This window comes from Peribacillus sp. B-H-3 (assembly GCF_048572925.1).
Classification (GTDB): Bacteria; Bacillota; Bacilli; order Bacillales; family DSM-1321; genus Peribacillus.
This window is the reverse complement of record NZ_CP183879.1, coordinates 2,311,859-2,332,742: the sequence shown is the minus strand read 5'-3', so window position 1 is coordinate 2,332,742 and position 20,884 is coordinate 2,311,859. Positions and strand designations below refer to the sequence as shown.

Sequence of the window (20,884 nt, the reverse complement as noted above, 5' to 3'; positions counted from 1 at the left end):
AGTACAATCAGAACAAAGTTGATAAATATAGAGACTCAGGATTCTAAAGGAGCCTGGGTTCTTTTTAGGTAATGACTATTTCCCTAGTCAATATTCTTTTTCTTTTACCAAAATAGACATTTTGTTCAAATCCCTTGGTTTAAAATGTAAATAAACAGGAAATAAGAAACTGATGTCCATATCAATCTATCTACAAAGTCCATTCAAACGTAGCTATTTCGCACTATTTTTTTAACATTTTTACTTTGGTAAAATTTAGTCGGAAATATTTATATTCGATTTTTACAGGAGGTTTAACCATGGAGCAGAATGAGGCACGATTGAACAGCCTTAACAGTGCAATAAGCCAGCTGGATGGTGTGGTGAGAGAATATGAAGAAAAGGTGCGGCGCCTTAGTACCGCTAAAAGCCAGATATCCAGCGAGCAGGAAGAATTTCAGTCAAACAGGAATCTTATAAAGGAGCCACAGTTATCCTCCGATGCCTGGGCAGGCAAGCATGCAGAAAGTTTTGAGGAAATCCGTAATGATATGGACAGCGAATTCAGTCTGCTTTCCGGCGAGGATACACAAGCAATTTTAAAAGATATTGAAACAAAGATTACGTACTATGAAAGTCTTATATCCTCTGCAGCCTCAAGGATATCCGGACTTCGCTCAGGATTTTATGAACTAAACAATTAGGGAGAGATAGCTGATGACTGAAATAAAAATTAAAGACCAGGAAGTAACGGCTGTGTTCCAGGAATTAAACAGCAGGCTTCAGTCGTTTGAAGTGGTAAAGCTTGATAATTCCCTGACAAACACTTCCATGGACTTCGCTGCCGTCATGGAGCAAATCGAAAGCTCCTATTACCAGCATATGACTCAGTATAAGCAGCTGCTTTCCAATTTCCAGCAGGATGCCTTGAAAAAAATACAGGAATTCATTGAAAAGGAAAAAGAAGTCGGTGAAACCATCAGCAGCGGGAGGTAAACATGAAATCGATAGATGTGTCTGAAATATTTACGAGCATTAATCAGTCACTTCAGCAAAAGAAAAAGGAAAAAGAACATATCTTGGATATCCGTGATGCCGTCAACAAGGTCATTGACCTTGGGGACGCCCTTGAAGGAAGCGGCGGAAATGCCATTAAGGATCATTTTACAACCATTCATATCCCGGCCATCCTCCTTCTGAATCAATTTCAGCAGACGTATATGGATGAGCTAAAAAAAGTGAAAGAGCTGATTTCAGATTATGAAACTAAAAGCGGACTTGTCCGTGAAGATTTCATTGAGAATGACGTTAAGCAAGGCCTGAATAAACTCGGAATTGTCACCCAATCCATTGCAGAATCCATTAATAATGAGCTTTCCAAAGTGAATGACCTAGTGAGTTCAACCCCCTTGGATATCAGCCGGATGGAATCACTGCTGAAAAAGGCTGTCACACATAACCAGAAGACCGTGGAGGATTGGCATAAACTGGACAGCAATGCAAATAAATCTCTGAAGGAAGTAAAAAGCACTCTGGATGACGTCGGTCAATTTCTTTCCAAAATCAAAGGGTGGAGCAAGGACGGAGTTTTCTTAAGCAAGGAAACTTTAAACAAAATTGACTCCTATCTCGACAAGAATGATTCTATTTCCAAACTCATCGATTCGGCAATGGATTTATCTATCGAACAGGGCGATTCCACCTTTCTTGGTATGGTTACAGACTGGCTGGATAAGATTGGGAAAACAACAGGGGGACGAGATGCGCTAAAAGGAACAACGGCTGCGGTCATTTTATTAACCAAGAGGTTGGAGTTTATTAAAGATGGTACTGGAAATTTCAAGATACGTTCCACAGATGGTTGGAAGCAGGTCCGTGGAAAATATGCAGATCCTCTGGCAGCTGCTTTGTATAAGGTCATCAAAAATGGAAGCAGTAATTCCATTCCATTTGTAAGGAATTATTTCCGTAAATATCAGAATGCGCCGAGCCGGATGCTGCGTGAGCTGGTAGGATTAAACCCTGGGAATAATAACCAAAGTCTAAGATCGATACTAAAGGAACACTTTCCTAACCTTAAATTTGTCGAAGAAGGAGTTGAAAACTATAAAAGATTCCCCGTTGATGTACCCGCAACACTAAAACAATTTGTTACTGTAACAGGGCTGTCAGGTGTAATGAAGAGAGTTCCGTATTTAGGCATGGGTATCTCTTTAATCACAAATGGTTCAGAGTTTTTTAATGATGGGAATAAATATAAATCTACTTCTGAAAAGGCTGGACGTTTGGCCGCAGGGCTTGGCATGGATGCAGGAGTCGCTGGTCTTACGACTGCTGGAGCAGCACTAGGCACTATGATCTGTCCAGGTCCTGGAACATTGATTGGGGGAGCAGTTGGAGCAACAGTTGGTATCGTGTCTTCTATGGCCCTCGAGGATAAAGTTAAAGATCTCGGTGAAGAGGCTGGTAAATGGACAGAACATAAAGTCAAATACATTACCAAGGCTGTTTCTGAATCTAAGGAAAAAGTAAAAAAATTCATAACCGGGATATTCAGGTAGATAAAGAATTGGAGGGTGTTTAATGGATACTATAAAGGGGATTTCATTGTCAACAAATGAACTTGCTTCTGTTCTGGCACTTTGCGGTTATGAATCTATGGCAAGTGACGTTATTGACAGTCAGCATTTGTTGGAAAGCGAAGAAGAATTCAATAATTTTCTCAAGGCAAATGCGGCTTCACTAAAAATGAAAGGCTTTTGGAACGAAGATCGGTCAAGCCTTATTGAGGAAGGATTAGAGAGTCTAATAACTCTCCTTGTTCATTCTAAGAAAAAAATCAGAATCATTAGAGGACAAAAGGTCACTTTTATCCATTTTCTCGATCAAAATAACTTATTGCTTCAGAAAATTGCCGAAGGTGAGCACCATCTTGAATTGACTGGGATACAGGACTTAAAAAAAGTTCTGGATAACTTCTTCGGCGGCGGACAGATTTCCGGATGCGGAATTAGTAACCTAGAAACACTTAAGCTGGATGAGGAGATTTTTAATCAGCTCCATCAATTTACAGATGAGGATGTAAACAGCCTGCTTGCAGAGAATCTTCCTTGCTCCCTAAAAGCATTTTTGGAAGACTTCAAGGTTAATTCCTATGAATTCGATAATGCTTCCTTGATGGAAATGAATTTCAAAGAAGACTATCTTGGAATAAATCAAGTATTTTTCTATCTTAATGCTGGCAGTTATATATGGCTGCTTGATTATGATAAAGTAGAAGAAAACGAATTACTGCTATATCAAATGGCATCTGAGGATTTTAATGCTTTAATGTTCTCTACTGTAAAAAAATATTTTAAAAACTAGCATAAGGATGATTTTATTGAAAAAATTGATTGGATATGGGACGGCTTTCATCTTTTTAACCATTATTGCCTCTCTGCTGCTGGGCGTGGATATTCCATTGCCAACCAGCTATGTTTGGCTAATTTTATTTGTAAATTCGATCTTTGCATTATTCTCAATTTTTTTGCCAAAACCCATTCTTTATCTCTATGAACTTAATGCGTTTGAAAAAAGGGATTCTGTCATTTCCTATTTTTTTAAGGTGCTGGCACTCGCTTTTTCAGGCTTGAATTATTACGCACAAAACGCTATTTACAGAGCACCATTTATTGTTAGCAGACTGCTTAGTATTGCCTTCTTCTTATTTTTATTGTGGCAGATGATTCTATTAACAATGGTGATAGGTTAGATTAGACCGATCTATTATTTTTTACTATTTAACCAAATACATAAACGAATTCACTATGAACGGAGGCTGTATGTTGAAAGCTCATGCTTTAGAAGAAATACAGCAGGAACCTAAAGATAAACCCTTTTCCTTATTTAAAAAAGCAAATATTGCATTCGCATTTTTGGTTTGCGCCATGGGTGTCAATTTCAGCCGCTGGAGTAATGATGCCTGGTATGCAATTTTACTAATGGTGATTGGCTTTGAGATGTTTACCTTAGTGTTGATGTGTATCGTAAAGCTGAAGCCCGGTAAAAAGCATTAATGAATTAAATGTTGAAATTTATTAAGTAGAGGAAGAGGAAAAGCTTATGTCGTTTTTCAAGAGATTATTCAGCAAACCAATAATGGAGAATGAAGAGTTAATGAAGGAATTAATTCTTAACGGTAAGGCGCTTCGAATAAACGAGATCATCTTAAGAAAGGCCCTTCCCTTTTTTGAGGAACAAGCAAAAGCGCTTAGACCGCGGGAATTTCACCCCTGGCTGGAAGATTGGTTCTACTCTCCCCGTGTGCTTGAGTTTGTTTATTCCCGATACACTTTGGAGGATTTTGATCAATTATCAAAGCAGCGTAATGCTAATTATGATTTTTATGTGACGGACGTGATGGGTGAGACTCTGATTGAACAGGAAAAGTATCCGATTGAAGTGAATCAATTTACTGCTGACCAGCGCACTGCTTTTTTTGTTACAGCCCTAATCATTAAGGATTTAGTAGGAAACTCCATTCCCTATTAGTCAACTACCCACCACTTAACGACCTTACATTTTTTTGAAGTGAGGGCTTGTGTCTGTTAAAATTTGACAGACACAAGCCCTCATAGAGAGCAATTAAGCTTGTTCCAACCCAGTAGTGATATCATGCAATGCTCTCCTATCTTAGTGTGGCGGAACAAAATGACGGTTGACTTCGTCTCTGCCGCAAGAGCTATACTCCTGAGGTAGCTACACCAATTTGTTCAATTCCTTTACGGTGTAGATTCATAGCCACCAATACGATCATCATTTGATTGAGGTCATAGTCTGGAAGTTTACATGCAGCCAAAGATCATTCATGGCCATTCGATGTATCTGACTTGTAACAAGCGATTACGGTTTTCATCACAGAATGAGCCATTTGGTTTTTTAGTCCAGCTTGATTATCAGAAACATAGATTTGTATTTTCGGGGTAATTGCAGACATTATTTTACCACCTTTCACTAATTAAATCATACTTGTTTCATAATAAGAACAAATAACCTAAACAGAGAAAGGAGAAGGTAAGGCGGAAGTTTCAGATACTTTATATTATATCTTGACTATCTTAACGTACCATACCGTATCTAACGGCACTTCCTCCCCCATTTATCGTTAGGCTATGCCCTTCACGCAATTGAAGCAGGGGTATCCTCGCCGATTATAGATGAAAAAAATAAAGGCTACGGTAGTACATCATTGTATTAACCTTAATCGCTTGGAAGCAAACATAAAACCAGAAAAACCCGAAATATCCAAAAGGAAATCTTTCTCCCTAATTACAAAAGGCCATATCGCCATTTTCTTCCTGATTGGCTGCTTATTAATCAATGCTGGCAAATGGGATGATTATGTCTGGCTGATGGCAGGAATTTTACCCTTGGATAGAAGAGTGGTATTTCTCTCAGGAATGCCTTCAATTTGTGTATACGCATTTCAGTATAGAAGACCTCGATCAATTATCTCTGCAACGGGATAAAACGTATGATTTTTACATAAATGATGTAATCGGAGAAACGTTGATTAAGGAGGAAAAATATCCGGTAGAGGTGGATGAATTTAATCCAGACATTAAAACTGCTTATTTTGTGACAGCGCTTAGGATAAGGGATATTGTTGGGAATTCTCTTCCTTATTAACAGTGAAATTAACGGGGAAGCCTCTTTTAATAGGATGAGGACTAGGAAATAGTGTAGCGGTTATGGTTTTTCCATACTTGTATTGACCCTTTTGTCAATAAAGCTGAAGCCGCTGCAAAAACTATGATAAGGAAAAACAGCATTCAATAGTTTAATAGTTTGTTTTGGGATGCTTTCTTAATAATTGACTCAGAAATGGACGTATGAATATGCATACGTCTTTTTCTTTATAGCCATTGATATCATTATTATGATGTCAGTCACTCTTTAAAATTCAAATGACTCCCTCACTTAGGATCATCGGTTGGAGGTTTAGATTATTGAAAAAAGTAATTGGATATGGACCGCTATTATCTTTTTAACCATGATTGCCTCTATGCTGCTTCTTAAAGGCAAAATGATCTTTTTACGAAAAAAAGCCAAAAAGGAACTAAATTCGTTCCTTTTTGGCCTGGCTATTAAAAAATCTTTTTCCTGTCTCTTTCTTCTTTTAAAATTTCTACCGCTTCCCGGAAACGCTGGGAGTGTACGACTTCCCTTTCGCGCAAGAACCTTAAACTGTCATTTAAATCACTATCGTCTGAAATGTCAATTAGCCATTGATATGTAGCTCTTGCTTTTTCTTCTGCGGCTATATCTTCATAAAGATCGGCAATCGGATCGCCCTTAGCCTGAATATAGGCAGCAGTGAAAGGGACACCTGCAGCGTTATTGTAAAATAAGGCACTGTCATGACTCACATAATGCTCAGCAAGCCCAGCTTCTTTTAATTGCTGTGGTGTAGCATCTTTTGTTAATTTGTATATCATTGTGGCGATCATTTCCAAATGTGCGAACTCTTCAGTGCCTATATCATTGAGGAGCCCTACAACTTTATCCGGAATTGTGTAACGCTGATTTAAATAGCGAAGTGCTGCTGCCAGTTCTCCGTCTGCTCCTCCGTACTGTTCCATCAAATACTTTGCAAGTGTGGGATTGCATGTGCTTACTTTTACCGGATACTGAAGTTTTTTTTCATAAAACCACATAAATCCTTCCCCTTTGCCGTCCTAAATTTGCCATGGCCAAGGATTTCTTCCCCAGCCCCATTTAGCATCTGTATAGCTATTTCCATATTGCTGAAGAGGCCCGAATTTCGTTTCAAAATTTGTCTTAAGGTGCTGGGAATATTGGGCATATTCATTATACTGCTGCATCGCCTGCTCATCTCGCGGATGTGTATCCAAATAAAGAGTTAATTCTACAAGCACGAAATCCGCTGCCTGAATTTCTTCCAGCTCCTGATAATATTCTGGAGGCAACTGTTTCATAGTCAGCCATTCTCCTTCGCTTTATAGGGGTTTTCATAATAATCCCAAAGAACCGGCCATAAAGTGCCCTTCATCAGCGCTTCTTTAGCAGGATATTGCTGCAAATTCGGGGGCTGGAAACCCAAATATAGATTTGGGGGAGTTGAGTAATATTTAACTCCCATAGGCCTGCAGGGATCGAATAAACCATGAAAAGGCTGATATCCCTTTAATGGAGTGAATGAATAATTAGCAGTATTGTCCACTCAAAACACCTCTTTTATTGTCTATCTAACAACAGCATATTCATCTGGATGGAATTAATGCCAAAAATAAATAATAGTTATGGACGAGCCTTTCCCTGAATATCTGGCATTCTTCAAGTTATTCTGCAGGAATTTTTGCAGCACTGACAGAATTAATGATATGGGATAAATTCAAAAACAACGGAAAGGAGATTTTTATTTGCATACAACCTACAATAATCGAGAAGATATTAAAGATTTCATTACAGAGAACAGACAGCTATTTGAGGAAAAATTATTATCAGAAGCAGTAAACGTAGCAGAAAAAATAAATGATATTTTAAGGACCGGTAATATTGATCTTTTAAAAAATGCTGAAAGACTAGTAATTTATATAGTAGAAAGCAATAAAAAGGAACTGACTGATTTTGCCCGGAAGGAAGGAATAGCTTGGGCACAGCATTCTCTTACACTGTCATTTAAACTGGAATGGGTCCAGGCTATCAGAAGAACGCTGTGGGAATTTTTGTATCAGTTTGAACTAAAAAAACTCAAGCCGAGTGAACGCGAAAATTTTTTTTCATTGGAAAAAAGAATTAATGACAGCATTGATCAATTTCTTAATAACTTTTTTATTAGCTACTCTGATTACAAAGATGAATTAATTAGCAAGCAAAGAAAGAATGTTGAACATCTTTCGGTTCCGATCATTCCGATCAGCGAACAAGTCGCTATTCTTCCGCTGATTGGCTCTATTGATTCATACCGCATGGCAACAATAGAAGAAAAGGTATTGAATGATATTGCAAGATTCAAAATTCAGTCTTTAATTATGGACTTATCCGGTATAACCGATATGGATGTCGAGGTTATTGACAAATTCCAAAAAGTTTTGGATGGCATCAATATGATGGGATGCACAGCGGTAATAACCGGATTGCGGGCTGAACTTGTCAGAAAAATGATCCATCTCGGCATTTCCTTTGACCGGAAAGCAGTTACTAAAGGCACGCTCCAGCAGACAGTCCAGGATTTTATAAAGCTTAATTAGCACGTGCGCCATAAGCAAAATAAAAAAGGCCACGAGCAATCGCTCTGGCCTTCCATACTTATTTTCAGCTGAGTAAAATGATTATCATCTTTGTGTGAATGCGTAAGCCCCATAAGCAATGCTTGCAGAAGCTTAGCTTTTACTTTTATTTCAGTACCAGCTTTACATTCGATGATCCATATTGCTCTTTCAGCTCATAATATTTATCGCTTACTATTGTAAAGTCCATACATTTCCCGCTGATGATAACCTGTCCATTTTCCTTGTCAACAACATCATAGGTAATTTTACTTTTGCCAAAAGTTTTATCATCTACTTTTAAAAGTATCATCCCTGTTCACCCCGTCATATGAATAGAAGCAGGAGACATGATGCAGAGTTTTCTAACTCCTATAATAATACAAAATATTCAGAAAGTATAGAAAAATTTGACATAATTATGAATAAAGCTTTTTTTTATGATTTTATCTGATAAAATAAGTTAATCCACCATTCGATTAACTTATTTACCTTCCTTGTTTTCATCATAGGAATCAATATTAAACAAATTGTACGAGTCATCTGTTTCAATTCCCTCAACTGGCAGTGGAGCTTCATCAGAATTGTGCCCTTTACGGCGCCGATTCACATCCTGGAACTCCCCTTCAAGAAATTCTGCCTGCCCATGCGAAAATATAATTTTGACTTCATTGTTATTTGCGTCCGTTGCCTTTAAAAGAACATAACTGTCTGATGCCTCACGGAGTGTTACATTGCTAAGTGTTATATTCATGTTTTTCAGTTCATATCTTGCTTTCATAATGATACCAGGGCCTCCATAGAATTCACTCATAAATTATAAATAAATCATAACATTTATTTTCTGTTTGCGGAATTAATATCCACGGGCCATTTGAGAGCTTTTACTTAGCATACTGATAAATTCCTTACCGTATACTATGAAGAAAACATTGAGGAGGGTTCTAAATGAAAAAAATTGAGATCGAACATGGATTGTTATCCGAGATTCTTGATTCAGGAATAGAGGGCTCCGAAAAAGATGATAGAGAGCTCCATGATATCCTTAACGAGGTACTTGAAGTTCAGTCCGAATTTTAGTTTACAATTGTTTGCCTTTAGAATCTAAACTTCCTTAAACAATTACAATTCTGTGTTTTTTTGGGGGCACTCTGTTATCAGTATTCCAGGGTGCTGCCCCTCTTTGTCACTATTATTACTCCCCCACTTGCTCATCTTTATCCGATAATGATCATTTACAGGTGCTGATCCTTTCAGCTTTTGCATTTCCCTTTAAAATCCCTGTCAACTGGTATCCTCAAAATATGACTCATATAACGTTCATCCTGATCCTGATTTTCAAACTGGAGTTGCCTAGATCCAAGCCATAACAGTGATTAAGCTACATGCTGCGTGATATTCCAAAATATGAAATGCTTTGTTAATACTAACGGTTTCTGTTATGAGGGGCAAAAAGTTTTTAGCACGTTAAAAAATAAGCTGAAAAGTAATTAAATTGAACGAGAAAACGGCTGCGGTTTCGATGCCGTTTTAACATTATTTTTAGTAAGATCCAAGGAAATACCAGTTTTCACCCATTTTTTCAATGTCTTTTGAATCAGAGTCAAATGCCTTTTTAGATGGCTTTTGGTCATTTGGCGTATATGCGAATCCTGAAAAGTTATCCATGATCCCACGATAAGTAAAAAAGAGAATGTTATAACCATCGCCAGATTTCTCAACCACTACTTCACCGCCGCCACTAGAAAGATGTTCGAATTTCTTGGGTAAATGAATGAGTGAAGAATTGTTAGATACATCCGGTGTGAGTTCTCCGTTCTCAACCATTTTAGCTACCTGTTCTCTTTCGGATTTGTTAATTTTGAAATCAATATACAATATGATTTGATTAAACGGAACAATAAATAGGATGAGGATTGTGATAACTTGGATGACAATAGGTTTCCAATTCTTATTTTTAAAAAAGCTTATAATTGCTCGTACCGTAATATAAATAAAAAATCCAAACACTAATAAAAGAACGGGTAAAATCAAAAACGGTGTTACAATATCTATTATTTTCCATTGGAAAAACATATATAGAATGACTAAAACACTGCTGATTATTGATAATTGTAGTATTTTGTTTTTTTTCATTTTTGGCTCTTTTCTTAAAGATTGTTGTTTTTTTATGTGTTCCATTGTTAGGTCAGTTTGATTGTAGCATAAGGTGCGAAACTCATGCTTAGATTAGCGGAACAGGTGACCCCCCACAAGCGCAGCCGAGGAGGCTCACCGCCTGCCCCGCGGAAAGCGAGCATCCTGGAGCGGAAATCAACCACCTTGTTTCATAGCAGCAAAGTTTACGAAAACCGCCTCATTTTTTTACTGACTCCCATGATTAAGCTTATCTCATATAAATTATATCTTTTAAAGTGTATTTTAAAAGGGATAGGTTCAGCCATTCCAGGTAAATTCAACAGGTGCAAATAATAAGTCATTAAATTTTGTTCAAACCTTTTTGGAGTCATTGCTAATTTCAGTGCTAATTTATACGCTATAATAGCATAAACATTGATAAAATCAACAAAAATAAAAGAGTTAAATCGTTGCGATTTCACTCTCTAAATGTACTGCTTATTATTATTTTGCACCTTAGAAGGGACCCGTTGAATACAGCATCTTTTATATTTCCTTATGCAAAGGGCACCCTATACATGAAGGAAAGGAGGTCAGTTAATGGCACGCGGTAAAGAGTTCGAGCATAAGAAAAAGGGACATCCGGGAAAGTTTCCAGCTAACACCCAAACAAAACAGCATACAACAGAAGCTCAAGAAGATGAAGAATTTCTAGTTGTACAAGAAGCATTTAAAAATCGTATTGAAGATGCTGACTAAATTAAAAAGAGGATCCTGTCTTAGAGGCAGGATCCTCTTTCAACTATGCTAAAATGCATGAGCAATGAAGTACATCAATTTAATGTTTTTGTGCCATAAGTGCTATATCGGTGAAAGAAATATCAAATGGGTAATATCTTACTTTCAGGAAAATGAAACACAGTATCTAGGGGGGGAAATAAGAAGGATTACGAAGCAGCTAGAGCTGCAAATTGAGGTGTTTTTCCTTTCGTAACATCCAGATTTCTTAAGAAATATCTTTTATTCCGCCTAATTCTATAGAAAACACTTTTTGCTTTTCATCTTCGAGAAATAATGTCTGCTGTATAACATTTAATTTATGGATCTTCCCTTTACAAGTCTTTAATGAACCATTTTTATAATAATTTATTGTTAATATCCTATTCTTCCTTAGTTCTCTGAGTATCATAGCTGTCTCCTTTTTGTTAGATTTATTATTTATATATTTCATTATACATGCTGCCTTCCAGTTTGTGTTTGAACAATATGTGAACATTTGAGCAAACTCTGCGCAATATTTTGTAAGCGCAATTATGTTTTGCATGTCAAGTGAAGCTTTATTTTGTCTAGAAACTAAAATTGGCTTCTATTCATTCTTTCATACTGCTATAAAGATAGTGTTAATTTTGTATTAAGTGTATACTAAGCCCTAAATTCGGTTAAATACAGCTGGAGCCTGCAGGATAATGCCTGAACAGCCACTGTTTCCTGCAGGTTTTAAGGTATGAGGACACAAATTTTACTGTATCCCTCGTCCATTTCACTATTTCCGCCTCCGCAATCTTGGCAGCATTTATGCAAGCAGAAAAAAACAGAACGGACAAGAATTATTAAATAAGTAAATTTTTTCTCTCCTGGAGGAGCTTTACATTATTTTCTTTTTCGAAAATTTTAATGGCTTCTTTTATGCAGCTTTGCTCGGACTCTGCACCATTCTTTTTTACCCGTACTGGTGTATGCCCATTGGCGAATAAAAAAATCTGATCGTCTGATATTTGAAGGCGCGCATCTACCGCAACTGTTTTTGAAAAGATTAGTTTTTTGATTTCCATATCAATCACCCCTTATTAGAGATAATTCGACTTGAAAATAATAATTCCTCTTCCACTTATATGATTTTAAGCTGTGCTGTCTTCTGCCAAGCTTTTATTCTAAGATTTCTTGGAAATCATTTTTTGCTCCAAACTCGTAATGATGGAGGCCTGTCGGCTGCACCATGAGGCTTTTTCACTTCTTCCTGGATTACTCTTTCTATAAATCAGGCACTGTAAAACTTGCCTGTTGATTTCCTCTTCACGCACTGGACTCCGGGGGTTATTTATGTAAAAGAAAGAAAAAGCCAGCAATGATTGCAGGCTTTTTCAACTCTTTTTGGCAAAGCAATACTGCTTGAATCAGGAATGAAAAAATTCTTGCCTAATGAAAACTGAAACTCCGAAGATTCCTAAATCGGTACAGGAAACCAACAAAAATCCATTTCTCAATAAACATGCTACAGCATCCCTCAGTCTGCTTCCTTCAGCTAAGTCATTCCTGCAAGGATTGGCGCTCCCAATGATGGTAGCATCTACTATCGTACGGGGCTCCAATAGTCTTAATGGGTTGCGCTGCCAAAGTATAGTCACTACATCAGGCTCTCTTGGAATGATTGGAGAATTGCTCAATATATCCACCTCTTTTTCTTAAATTCCATATAGCTTATGCGAACGTAAAAGAGGTTGTCTCATTCTTTGTCACGGTTATATCAGTAAAAGGTGCGGATTTTTAAGCCTTGATTTTGAAGTAATTACTCATATGATAGGATAGCCTTTTGTGTTTATGATGGAGTCTCATTTTTTCACAGGTTTAAAAAACATTTACTGCTATTCCCGGATATGCCCATGCCCATAAATAAAATATTTAGTTGTAGTCAATGCAGGCAATCCCATAGGTCCCCTGGCATGGAGCTTTTGGGTGCTTATGCCAATTTCAGCTCCATAGCCAAATTCAAAGCCATCCGTAAATCTTGTCGAGGCATTATGGTAAACTGCAGCAGCATCTACAAGGGTTAAAAATTTTTCTGCATGTTTTTCGTTTTCAGTAATAATGGCCTCTGAGTGTTTCGTGCCATATTTGTTGATGTGTTGAATTGCTTCCTCCACATTTTCTACTGTTTTAATGCTCAGCTTAAGGGCCAAATATTCTGTTGACCAATCCTCTTCTTCTGCTTGTTTCGCTTCAGGAAAAGCAGCACAAACGGTTTCATCTCCATATATTTCAATTTCTTTTTCGTGAAGGATGTATAAAAGGTTCCTTCCATGCCTCTTAAACCATTCTTTTTGTATTAAAACACTTTCAATAGAATTGCAGACGGAGGGACGCTGTGTTTTTCCATTCACAAGGATGCGGACTGCCATATTTTCATCTGCCGTTTCATCGATAAAAATGTGGCAATTTCCAGCACCGGTTTCTATAACTGGAACAGATGATTCTTTAATCACTGCATCAATCAGTTTTTTGCTCCCCCTTGGAATTAGCACATCTAAATATTCCCGCAGCTGAAAAAATTCTGCTGCGGTTTTTCTGCTGCTGTCTTCAATCAGCTGTACCGCTTGAGAAGGGATATCCGTTTCACTCAGCGCATCTTGAATGACTTTTACAAGCGCCATATTGGAATGTGCGGCAGACGAACTTCCCCTTAATATAACCGCATTTCCTGTTTTCAGGCATAAAGCAGCGGCATCAACAGTTACATTCGGACGTGCTTCATAAATCATTCCGATTACACCAATAGCTATCCGGCATTTTTTAATCAGGAGTCCATTATCTTTATGGATCGTTTCAAGCACTTCACCGATGGGATCGTTCATTTCAATTAATAACTGGATGGCCTCTGCCATATCATCAATTCTTTTTTCGCTGAGCATAATACGGTCCAATATAGAAGCTGAAAAGCCTTTCTGCCTGCCTGAGTGAAGATCCTTTTTATTTTCATGTATAAGAAAATCTTTATTCTCAATAAGCTTTTGTGCAATTATGCTTAGAGCCTCGTTTTTTTGCTGAGAAGTTTTTCCGGTTAGTAAATAGCTGGCTTTTTGTGCTGCTTTACCTTTTTGGATTAATTCAGTCAATTCAGTCATTCCTATGCCTCCCTTATTAAAAATTCACCCATTTATCCCTGTGAATCACTTCGATTGATCCTGCCCCTAAATCTGCACTGCGTTTCCCCATGGACTTCCTCAGCTCTTCCCCTGAATAAAGCACTTCCCCTCTGCCAAGAAGGCCATTAGGGCCATAAACTTCAACAACATCTCCCCTATTAAAATAGCCTGAAATATCAAAAATCCCTGATGGAAGCAGGCTGCTCCCCTTTGATATGAGTGCTATTTCTGCTCCTTCATCAATAAAAATTTTTCCGGCTGTTTGTGAATGAAGGGATATCCACTGTTTACTGTTTGCCAGCTGACTTAAATTCTCCCTTCCGATATATGTGCCGTCCCCTTTCCCTTCCAAGATCTCCAATAATTTCAATCGTCCGGTCCCCCCGCCAATAAAAACTTTCACCCCTAAAGAGAGAGCTGTTTTTGCAGCTTGAAGCTTTGATTTCATGCCGCCTGTTCCTATTTTCGTAACTGTTCCCTGCGCACCTCTGAGTATATCTTCGGTTATTTCAGGCAAGCAGCCAATTTTTTTGGCTGTTTTGTCTCTATGGGGATTGCGGTCATATAACCCATTTACATCTGTCAGTATAATAAGCTGATCGGCATGTACTAAGCCGCTTACAAGGGCAGAAAGCATATCGTTGTCTCCAAAAGTCAATTCAGTAACTGATACGGTATCATTTTCGTTAATAATAGGCAGTATCCCCCGCCCAAGCAGTTCAGACAATGTTGAATAAGCATTTTGATAACGGTCTTTCTTGGAAAAATCATTTCTTGTTAATAAAATTTGTGCAGGTATGATTTCAAAATTGCGGAATTGTTCCGTGTAGGATTGTATCAGGATGCTTTGCCCGACAGCCGCTGCTGCCTGTTTTCCTTTAACTGTTACAGGCCTTGATGAGTATCCAAGTTTTTTAAAGCCGGTTGCAACTGCACCCGAAGAGACAAGTACAACTTCATGGCCCGCTCCTCTTAATGCCGCAACAGCCTGGATATGGTCGGAGAATTTTTCTTCATCGATTTCTCCATATTTATCAGTGATGGAGCTGCTTCCGATTTTCACCACTATCCGCTTTCTCATCGATCATCCTCCTGTCTGCACTTCTTGTTTGAAAACTTTATTAGATACAAAAAGCCCTTTTCATCCTTATATTTAAAAAGGACGAAAAGGGCAATTTTTCCGCGGTACCACCTTAGTTGGATACAATGCTATGTATCCCGCTTGATTTGATAACGCTAATAATTAGCGCCTATGCATTTACACAGGACTCAAGAAGCAGGTTCTGCGGTTTCATTGCTGCGGGTATTTCAGCATCCTACTCCGCTCTCTGTAACATAAAATTCCGCATACTAATCTTCTTTCAACGTTCAAATATTTTTTTATATTATGCAAAATATTATCCATCGTGTCAAACATTTTTTAATGCAGCACCAAGGAAGTCCAAAAATTAAAAAATGCTGCCGTAAGTCATTTTAGCTATGTTCACTATTCAATATATATTTCGCCATCTTCATTAATTTCAATGGTCTGAAAACTGGAGGGAAAATCTGTTCCGTGAACGATTTCAAATCTGGCCAATTTTTCTTGTCCAGATCTGTAGGCCTCTTCATTCAGTACTAAAACATAGCTGAATATTTCCTTCCCGTCTTTTTCCTTTTTGTTTTTATATGTAAAGTGGTCCATATAATATTGCTGAAAATATTCTCTAGCTTCCAGATGATTTTTAAAAGCAGGAAAACTTTTTTGTTCTTTATACGTTATTTTTTGAAATTCCATGATCTTTCCTCCAAATTGTATATTTCTTCTGAAAGGAAATGCTGCGTTCTATATTTACTATAGAGAAGCACTTTATACCTATATAGCAAATTTGCTGCGTATATAACTAAAAAACCAGCTCCCGATAGGAAACTGGCTTGGGATAATAGTATAAGGAAGCCGCACTTGCCGTAACTTGCAAGAAAGTTTTAAACCACCACTTCTCAAAGTGGGTGTTTGCAGAACCATTCCTGTCGTCCTCTGCCTTGACCGAGGCATGACATTTCTGTTTCGATATAAAACTCCCTATTACAGCTTAAAGGTTAAAACTTAATTATCATTACGTACAATGCAGCTTAATAGTATAATACACCCAGGTAAGCAGGTTAATCAATGGTAAATTATTCATAATGATTATATTCAATTGCAATAACGGCAGTTTTTATTTAAGCACTCGCTTAGCTCCCGCATATCGGTCACTATAATACTTTAACGATAGTGACTGAATTCTTACTCCCTTTGAAGCGGCGGCAATAAATTGATTATTACCAAGAAAAATTCCGACAAAAGAGACCTTCTTCCCATCAATTTTAAAAAATACAAGGTCTCCCTCTTTTAACTCATTCTTTTGAACAGGAGCCCCTATTTTATATTGATCTTTAACTGTACGGGGAAGCTTTAGCTTTGCATATGAATGACTGAAAACATATTGGGTAAAACCTGAAGCATCGAACCCACTTGGAGCTGTTCCTCCCCATTTAAACGGCTTCCCTTTTAATAAACCCGCAGCGGCTGCAACTTCCTGCCCAGGAGAAGGACTTGCTTTGGCACTTGAGGAAAAACCCAGCACCATTGAAAATGCTAAGAAAAATACGAATACTGCAGAAAATAATTTTGATAATCTTTTTGAAATCTTCAAAAACGAACAACTCCTTTTTAATAATTTCATAGAAAAACCACATTGACCAAGATATGATAAAGAATATGAAATATTCTCGTTTAAACATTTTCAGAATAATATGATAATTAATTTAATATTATATTATAATTATTTTAAATAACTATTGATTTTAAACTGATAAATGTTATCATTTAAACTATCTTACTATTTCATGAGGTGATTGATAATATGACAAAAAAACTTACTACGAGCTGGGGTGCTCCCGTTGGAGACAATCAAAACTCAATGACTGCCGGCCACCGCGGACCAACATTGATCCAAGACGTACATCTATTGGAAAAACTCGCGCATTTTAATCGGGAACGCGTACCTGAGCGTGTTGTGCATGCCAAGGGTGCAGGAGCACATGGATATTTTGAAGTTACCAATGATGTATCTAGCTATACTAAAGCCAATTTCCTGTCCTCTGTCGGGCAGCGCACACCTATGTTCATCCGGTTTTCAACTGTTGCTGGAGAATTGGGCTCTGCTGATACAGTCAGGGATCCACGCGGATTTGCCGTAAAGTTTTATACAGAGGAAGGAAATTACGATCTGGTCGGGAATAACACTCCTGTCTTCTTTATTCGCGACGCCATCAAATTTCCTGACTTCATTCATACACAAAAAAGAGATCCTAAAACACACCTGAAAAATCCGACAGCTGTCTGGGATTTTTGGTCCCTTTCTCCTGAATCACTCCACCAGGTCACGATTCTGATGTCTGACCGCGGCATTCCAGCGACATTCCGCCATATGCATGGATTCGGAAGCCATACATTCAAGTGGGTAAATAATGAAGGAAAAGCTGTTTGGGTAAAATACCACTTTAAAACTGAACAAGGTGTAAAAAATCTAGATGTTGACCTTGCTGCAAAGCTTGCAGGAGAACATCCTGATTACCATACCGAGGATCTTTTCAACAGCATAGAAAACGGGGACTTTCCGGCATGGAAACTATACGTCCAAATTATGCCTGCTGAAGATGCAGACACCTACCGCTTTGATCCTTTTGATGTAACCAAAGTCTGGTCTCAAAAAGACTATCCTTTAATCGAAGTGGGCCGTATGGTTCTGAACAAGAATCCTGAAAATTATTTTGCTGAAGTGGAACAGGCCACTTTTTCTCCTGGAAGTTTTGTGCCTGGAATAGAGGCTTCACCGGACAAGATGCTTCAAGGGAGATTGTTCGCTTACTCAGACGCCCACCGCTATAGAGTAGGAGCCAACCATAACAGCCTTCCAGTCAACCGCCCTAAAACAGAAGTGAATAACTATCAGCGCGATGGCCAAATGCGTTATGATAATAATGGCGGGGGATCGGTATATTACGAGCCAAACAGCTTTGGAGGCCCGTCAGAAACCCCTGAAAGCAATACTTCTCCTTTCAAAGTGGAAGGAATGGCACAATCTGTTTCTTACGATCATAACGACCATTATACGCAGCCGGGAGACCTATACCGCCTGCTGAGTGAGGAAGAAAGATCAAGGCTGATTGAAACAATTGTGGGTGCCATGAAACCAGTTAAAACTGAAGAAATCAAACGCCGTCAAATACAGCATTTCTACAAAGCTGATCCGGAATTTGGAACACGGATTGCTGCCGGCTTAGGGTTGCCGATCACTGTTCCGGTAAACGTGAAATAGTATTTCACATCCATTCTCATTTAACAAGCATCATTCTCAAAAAAAGGCATCCATTTCTCTGCGGATGCCTTTTTTTTCTGCTATTTATACTGCCTTGATGTGACTAACCCCGCCTGTTCATCAGGCTCTCTCCAATTTCTTTTAGAAAAATTCATCTGGACTTCTAGTATAATGAAAAAATTTATTATATAGTGTAAAAGATTGGAATATTATAATCTGTTTTATTTTGTTAGGAGTTTTATAAATGGACAATGACCAAAATTATTTAGCTGAATTAAAAAGGTTAAGAGAAGAAAATTCTTTTTATAAAGAGCTCATTGATGAACTGCCCTTTTCCTTTTCCTACTATAGTCAAAAATATGCTAGAAAACTTGAAAAAAGTTTAGAAGAGAGTACTTCCCCGGTTATAGCAGAAACGAGTTTGGACAATACCTCCGATAAAAAAAACTTGCTGCAGATTTCATCTGCCTTCGACCCATTAGACGAAATGGAAGCCATCCTATTGCCTATATTGGACCAAATACCCCATCATATCGTTTTCATTGACCAAAAAGGGTATATAACTCTTTGCAATACGCAGGCTGCCAAAGACCATAGTGTAGACCGGGGTGAAATAACCGGGAAACATATCCGTGACTTAATGAAAATTCCCGATGAAAAAATAATGATCCTGGAATCTCTTCGAATGGAAAAAGAACTGGTCAACCATGAGATATGGGACCGCAACTATTATAATGTAAATACAAAAATCATCAGAAACCCGGACGGTTCAATCAAGAGGGTTGTGGGAGTATTTTACTTTCTTCATGCCATAAAGGAAGCAGAAAAACAAGCACTTGCCGGACGGATTGCAGCAGGCATTGCCCATGAAATACGGAATCCCCTTACAACTGTCCGCGGTTATTTACAGCTGCTTCAGGGCAATTTAGGCCCGGAAATATCCGAGCTGTTTACATCACTTTTGATTCCTGAGATAGACCGGGCCAATAACATCATCTCCGAGTTTCTAAGCATTGTCCGTCCCGCAAAGGCCCATGATGAACGGCTGAATGTTGAGGAATTTTTTGAAAGCTATTTAAACAAATTCATGAAAACCCAGGCCCTTCTCTTTAATGTCGAATATATCTTTAATAAGGAAGCCTGTACAAAAAACCTGTATTTCACTGGTGATAAAGAAGAGCTTCTTCAGGTTTTTATGAATTTATTCCAAAATTCCGTCCAAGCCAAGGGGGACCTGGATCTAAAGGTGAACATTACATTAAAAAAAGCAGACGATTATATTCAATTCATATTTGCAGATAACGGCCAAGGCATTGATTCCAAAATACTGGCAAATATCTTTGATCCATTTTTTTCTACCAAAGATTCTGGAACAGGATTAGGTTTATCTGTTTCACGAAATATTATTGAAAGCCATAATGGCGTGCTTAGTGTATCCAGCAATGAGGATGGCACAGCCTTTTTCATTGAACTGCCTCTAGCTGAAGAAAAAGCTAACTGAAATATTCTTGAGTGAAGAATATTTCAAAGATTTGTAGACTGGTTTTAGGATTGGATTCTTTCCGGATCCTGATTAATCAGTTTGCTAATATAAATAAATCCCCCTATGCTGACTATAGTAAAAGACCATGAGATTGCCTGTTTATAAATGATTCCATGGTCAAAAGCCTCTACCCCATACTTCTTAATAAGCAGCACCATCACAAAGGATAATACCAATTCCCTTGCTGCGAACAACATCGTAATCAATTTGAAAACGTATAAAACTTTTTTTTGCAAAAACAAATCATTCATGCTTGCCCTGTCATTCCCCTGCATTTCTGCTAAATCCAGAGAAAGCAAAAGAGCTGCGGGCTTATTTGAGAAAATCGTCAGCAAAAAAAATAGCGATACAGCAATTGAGTAAAAGACATTATTCCACAGCAATTGAAGGGCCGAGCCGGCAAGGAAGTCTGAAGAAGTTCCTATGATGAGGGATGCCAATATGAAGATGCCCGTGAAGTTTATTTTTTTTACTTCATAAAAGCGGAAGGCACTGTATAATATTCCGGGAATGGATGATGCAAGTATTGTATTATAATCACCCAGGTAACCCCTTCCAGCATTCCAGACTATTAAAGGAATCGCTGCATAAAAAATGATATCCAGCAGGATTAAATATTTTTTCATACTCTCTCCTTTTTACTTTTATCAATATTTGGGAAGTAACAGCACCACTTCTCTGCTCACTCTATGTTTATTCTTTCTTTTC

27 protein-coding genes, 1 other RNA gene and 1 other annotated feature are annotated in these 20,884 nt (G+C 38.0%); of the genes, 13 read left to right on the top strand and 15 right to left on the bottom strand.

Going from position 1 to position 20,884, the window contains the following annotated elements; genetic code table 11:
- Window positions 1-299 precede the first annotated feature (299 nt).
- From ACN6MY_RS11530 to ACN6MY_RS11500, 7 genes are all read left to right on the top strand, one after another.
- A complete protein-coding gene (locus ACN6MY_RS11530) occupies window positions 300-683 on the top strand; it encodes a YwqH-like family protein (RefSeq protein ID WP_419884038.1) in 384 nt (127 codons plus the stop codon).
- Between the two features lie 13 nt (window positions 684-696).
- On the top strand, window positions 697-975 hold the full coding sequence (locus ACN6MY_RS11525) for a DUF5344 family protein (protein WP_419884037.1): 279 nt from the start codon (window positions 697-699) through the stop codon (window positions 973-975).
- 2 nt (window positions 976-977) lie between these two features.
- Window positions 978-2,540, top strand: a complete 1,563-nt coding sequence (locus tag ACN6MY_RS11520) for a T7SS effector LXG polymorphic toxin (protein ID WP_419884036.1) — start codon at window positions 978-980, stop codon at window positions 2,538-2,540.
- Between the two features lie 22 nt (window positions 2,541-2,562).
- The gene (locus tag ACN6MY_RS11515) at window positions 2,563-3,345 is read left to right on the top strand and encodes a hypothetical protein (protein ID WP_419884035.1); all 783 of its coding nucleotides are present in this window, start codon (window positions 2,563-2,565) and stop codon (window positions 3,343-3,345) included.
- Window positions 3,346-3,361: 16 nt separating this feature from the next.
- A complete protein-coding gene (locus tag ACN6MY_RS11510; protein WP_419884034.1) occupies window positions 3,362-3,733 on the top strand; it encodes a hypothetical protein in 372 nt (123 codons plus the stop codon).
- A gap of 70 nt (window positions 3,734-3,803) precedes the next feature.
- Entirely contained in the window at window positions 3,804-4,037 is a 234-nt protein-coding gene (locus ACN6MY_RS11505) for a hypothetical protein (protein ID WP_419884033.1), read from the top strand.
- A 46-nt stretch (window positions 4,038-4,083) separates the two neighbouring features.
- A complete protein-coding gene (locus tag ACN6MY_RS11500) occupies window positions 4,084-4,512 on the top strand; it encodes a hypothetical protein (RefSeq protein WP_419884032.1) in 429 nt (142 codons plus the stop codon).
- A 310-nt stretch (window positions 4,513-4,822) separates the two neighbouring features.
- On the opposite strand, the gene ACN6MY_RS11495 is transcribed toward ACN6MY_RS11500, so the two are convergent.
- Window positions 4,823-4,957, bottom strand: a complete 135-nt coding sequence (locus ACN6MY_RS11495; protein ID WP_419884031.1) for a hypothetical protein — start codon at window positions 4,955-4,957, stop codon at window positions 4,823-4,825.
- 476 nt (window positions 4,958-5,433) lie between these two features.
- Between ACN6MY_RS11495 and ACN6MY_RS11490 the strand changes: the two genes are divergently transcribed.
- The gene (locus tag ACN6MY_RS11490) at window positions 5,434-5,649 is read left to right on the top strand and encodes a hypothetical protein (protein ID WP_419884030.1); all 216 of its coding nucleotides are present in this window, start codon (window positions 5,434-5,436) and stop codon (window positions 5,647-5,649) included.
- 458 nt (window positions 5,650-6,107) lie between these two features.
- Here the strand turns inward: ACN6MY_RS11490 and cotJC are convergent, their stop codons facing one another.
- The 3 genes from cotJC to ACN6MY_RS11475 are packed head-to-tail and all read right to left on the bottom strand — an operon-like array spanning window position 6,108 to window position 7,204.
- Window positions 6,108-6,677 carry a spore coat protein CotJC gene (gene cotJC, locus ACN6MY_RS11485; RefSeq protein ID WP_071352411.1) on the bottom strand — a complete coding sequence of 190 codons (570 nt, stop codon included), beginning with the start codon at window positions 6,675-6,677 and terminating at the stop codon, window positions 6,108-6,110.
- Between the two features lie 21 nt (window positions 6,678-6,698).
- Window positions 6,699-6,959 carry a spore coat protein CotJB gene (locus ACN6MY_RS11480; protein ID WP_419884029.1) on the bottom strand — a complete coding sequence of 87 codons (261 nt, stop codon included), beginning with the start codon at window positions 6,957-6,959 and terminating at the stop codon, window positions 6,699-6,701.
- Between the two features lie 2 nt (window positions 6,960-6,961).
- On the bottom strand, window positions 6,962-7,204 hold the full coding sequence (locus tag ACN6MY_RS11475) for a spore coat associated protein CotJA (protein WP_419884028.1): 243 nt from the start codon (window positions 7,202-7,204) through the stop codon (window positions 6,962-6,964).
- A 199-nt stretch (window positions 7,205-7,403) separates the two neighbouring features.
- Here ACN6MY_RS11475 and ACN6MY_RS11470 point away from each other — a divergent pair, with 199 nt between their 5' ends.
- Window positions 7,404-8,234 (top strand): STAS domain-containing protein, encoded by an 831-nt coding sequence (locus ACN6MY_RS11470; RefSeq protein ID WP_419884027.1) that lies wholly within the window; start codon window positions 7,404-7,406, stop codon window positions 8,232-8,234.
- A gap of 145 nt (window positions 8,235-8,379) precedes the next feature.
- Here ACN6MY_RS11470 and ACN6MY_RS11465 read toward each other — a convergent pair whose 3' ends face one another.
- Both ACN6MY_RS11465 and ACN6MY_RS11460 read right to left on the bottom strand, forming a co-directional pair.
- The gene (locus tag ACN6MY_RS11465) at window positions 8,380-8,565 is read right to left on the bottom strand and encodes a hypothetical protein (RefSeq protein WP_419884026.1); all 186 of its coding nucleotides are present in this window, start codon (window positions 8,563-8,565) and stop codon (window positions 8,380-8,382) included.
- Between the two features lie 171 nt (window positions 8,566-8,736).
- Window positions 8,737-9,033 carry a hypothetical protein gene (locus ACN6MY_RS11460; protein WP_419884025.1) on the bottom strand — a complete coding sequence of 99 codons (297 nt, stop codon included), beginning with the start codon at window positions 9,031-9,033 and terminating at the stop codon, window positions 8,737-8,739.
- Window positions 9,034-9,200: 167 nt separating this feature from the next.
- Here ACN6MY_RS11460 and ACN6MY_RS11455 point away from each other — a divergent pair, with 167 nt between their 5' ends.
- Window positions 9,201-9,332 carry a hypothetical protein gene (locus ACN6MY_RS11455; RefSeq protein ID WP_419884024.1) on the top strand — a complete coding sequence of 44 codons (132 nt, stop codon included), beginning with the start codon at window positions 9,201-9,203 and terminating at the stop codon, window positions 9,330-9,332.
- Between the two features lie 462 nt (window positions 9,333-9,794).
- Here the strand turns inward: ACN6MY_RS11455 and ACN6MY_RS11450 are convergent, their stop codons facing one another.
- On the bottom strand, window positions 9,795-10,388 hold the full coding sequence (locus tag ACN6MY_RS11450; protein ID WP_419884023.1) for a hypothetical protein: 594 nt from the start codon (window positions 10,386-10,388) through the stop codon (window positions 9,795-9,797).
- A 582-nt stretch (window positions 10,389-10,970) separates the two neighbouring features.
- Here ACN6MY_RS11450 and ACN6MY_RS11445 point away from each other — a divergent pair.
- On the top strand, window positions 10,971-11,129 hold the full coding sequence (locus ACN6MY_RS11445; RefSeq protein ID WP_177201421.1) for a hypothetical protein: 159 nt from the start codon (window positions 10,971-10,973) through the stop codon (window positions 11,127-11,129).
- Between the two features lie 247 nt (window positions 11,130-11,376).
- Here the strand turns inward: ACN6MY_RS11445 and ACN6MY_RS11440 are convergent, their stop codons facing one another.
- From ACN6MY_RS11440 to ACN6MY_RS11410, 7 genes are all read right to left on the bottom strand, one after another.
- Complete coding sequence (locus tag ACN6MY_RS11440) at window positions 11,377-11,601, bottom strand: YolD-like family protein (RefSeq protein WP_419884022.1); 225 nt, start codon at window positions 11,599-11,601, stop codon at window positions 11,377-11,379.
- Window positions 11,602-11,980: 379 nt separating this feature from the next.
- Window positions 11,981-12,202, bottom strand: a complete 222-nt coding sequence (locus tag ACN6MY_RS11435; RefSeq protein WP_071352405.1) for a hypothetical protein — start codon at window positions 12,200-12,202, stop codon at window positions 11,981-11,983.
- A gap of 810 nt (window positions 12,203-13,012) precedes the next feature.
- Window positions 13,013-14,260 (bottom strand): glutamate-5-semialdehyde dehydrogenase, encoded by a 1,248-nt coding sequence (locus ACN6MY_RS11430; RefSeq protein WP_419884144.1) that lies wholly within the window; start codon window positions 14,258-14,260, stop codon window positions 13,013-13,015.
- Window positions 14,261-14,285: 25 nt separating this feature from the next.
- Window positions 14,286-15,371, bottom strand: coding sequence for a glutamate 5-kinase (gene proB / locus ACN6MY_RS11425; RefSeq protein WP_419884021.1), 1,086 nt, complete (start codon window positions 15,369-15,371; stop codon window positions 14,286-14,288).
- A gap of 74 nt (window positions 15,372-15,445) precedes the next feature.
- Window positions 15,446-15,664 (bottom strand) — a binding site (T-box leader).
- A gap of 112 nt (window positions 15,665-15,776) precedes the next feature.
- Window positions 15,777-16,067 (bottom strand): hypothetical protein, encoded by a 291-nt coding sequence (locus tag ACN6MY_RS11420; protein ID WP_419884020.1) that lies wholly within the window; start codon window positions 16,065-16,067, stop codon window positions 15,777-15,779.
- Between the two features lie 152 nt (window positions 16,068-16,219).
- Window positions 16,220-16,407: non-coding RNA, 6S RNA (gene ssrS / locus ACN6MY_RS11415), on the bottom strand.
- Between the two features lie 81 nt (window positions 16,408-16,488).
- Window positions 16,489-16,965, bottom strand: a complete 477-nt coding sequence (locus ACN6MY_RS11410) for a C40 family peptidase (protein WP_419884019.1) — start codon at window positions 16,963-16,965, stop codon at window positions 16,489-16,491.
- Window positions 16,966-17,175: 210 nt separating this feature from the next.
- Here ACN6MY_RS11410 and katA point away from each other — a divergent pair, with 210 nt between their 5' ends.
- Together katA and ACN6MY_RS11400 are read left to right on the top strand one after the other, a co-directional pair.
- Window positions 17,176-18,633 carry a catalase KatA gene (gene katA / locus ACN6MY_RS11405; protein ID WP_419884018.1) on the top strand — a complete coding sequence of 486 codons (1,458 nt, stop codon included), beginning with the start codon at window positions 17,176-17,178 and terminating at the stop codon, window positions 18,631-18,633.
- Window positions 18,634-18,877: 244 nt separating this feature from the next.
- On the top strand, window positions 18,878-20,134 hold the full coding sequence (locus ACN6MY_RS11400; RefSeq protein ID WP_419884017.1) for a two-component system sensor histidine kinase NtrB: 1,257 nt from the start codon (window positions 18,878-18,880) through the stop codon (window positions 20,132-20,134).
- A gap of 44 nt (window positions 20,135-20,178) precedes the next feature.
- Here ACN6MY_RS11400 and ACN6MY_RS11395 read toward each other — a convergent pair whose 3' ends face one another.
- Entirely contained in the window at window positions 20,179-20,802 is a 624-nt protein-coding gene (locus ACN6MY_RS11395) for a VC0807 family protein (RefSeq protein WP_419884016.1), read from the bottom strand.
- Between the last annotated feature and the right edge of the window lie 82 nt (window positions 20,803-20,884).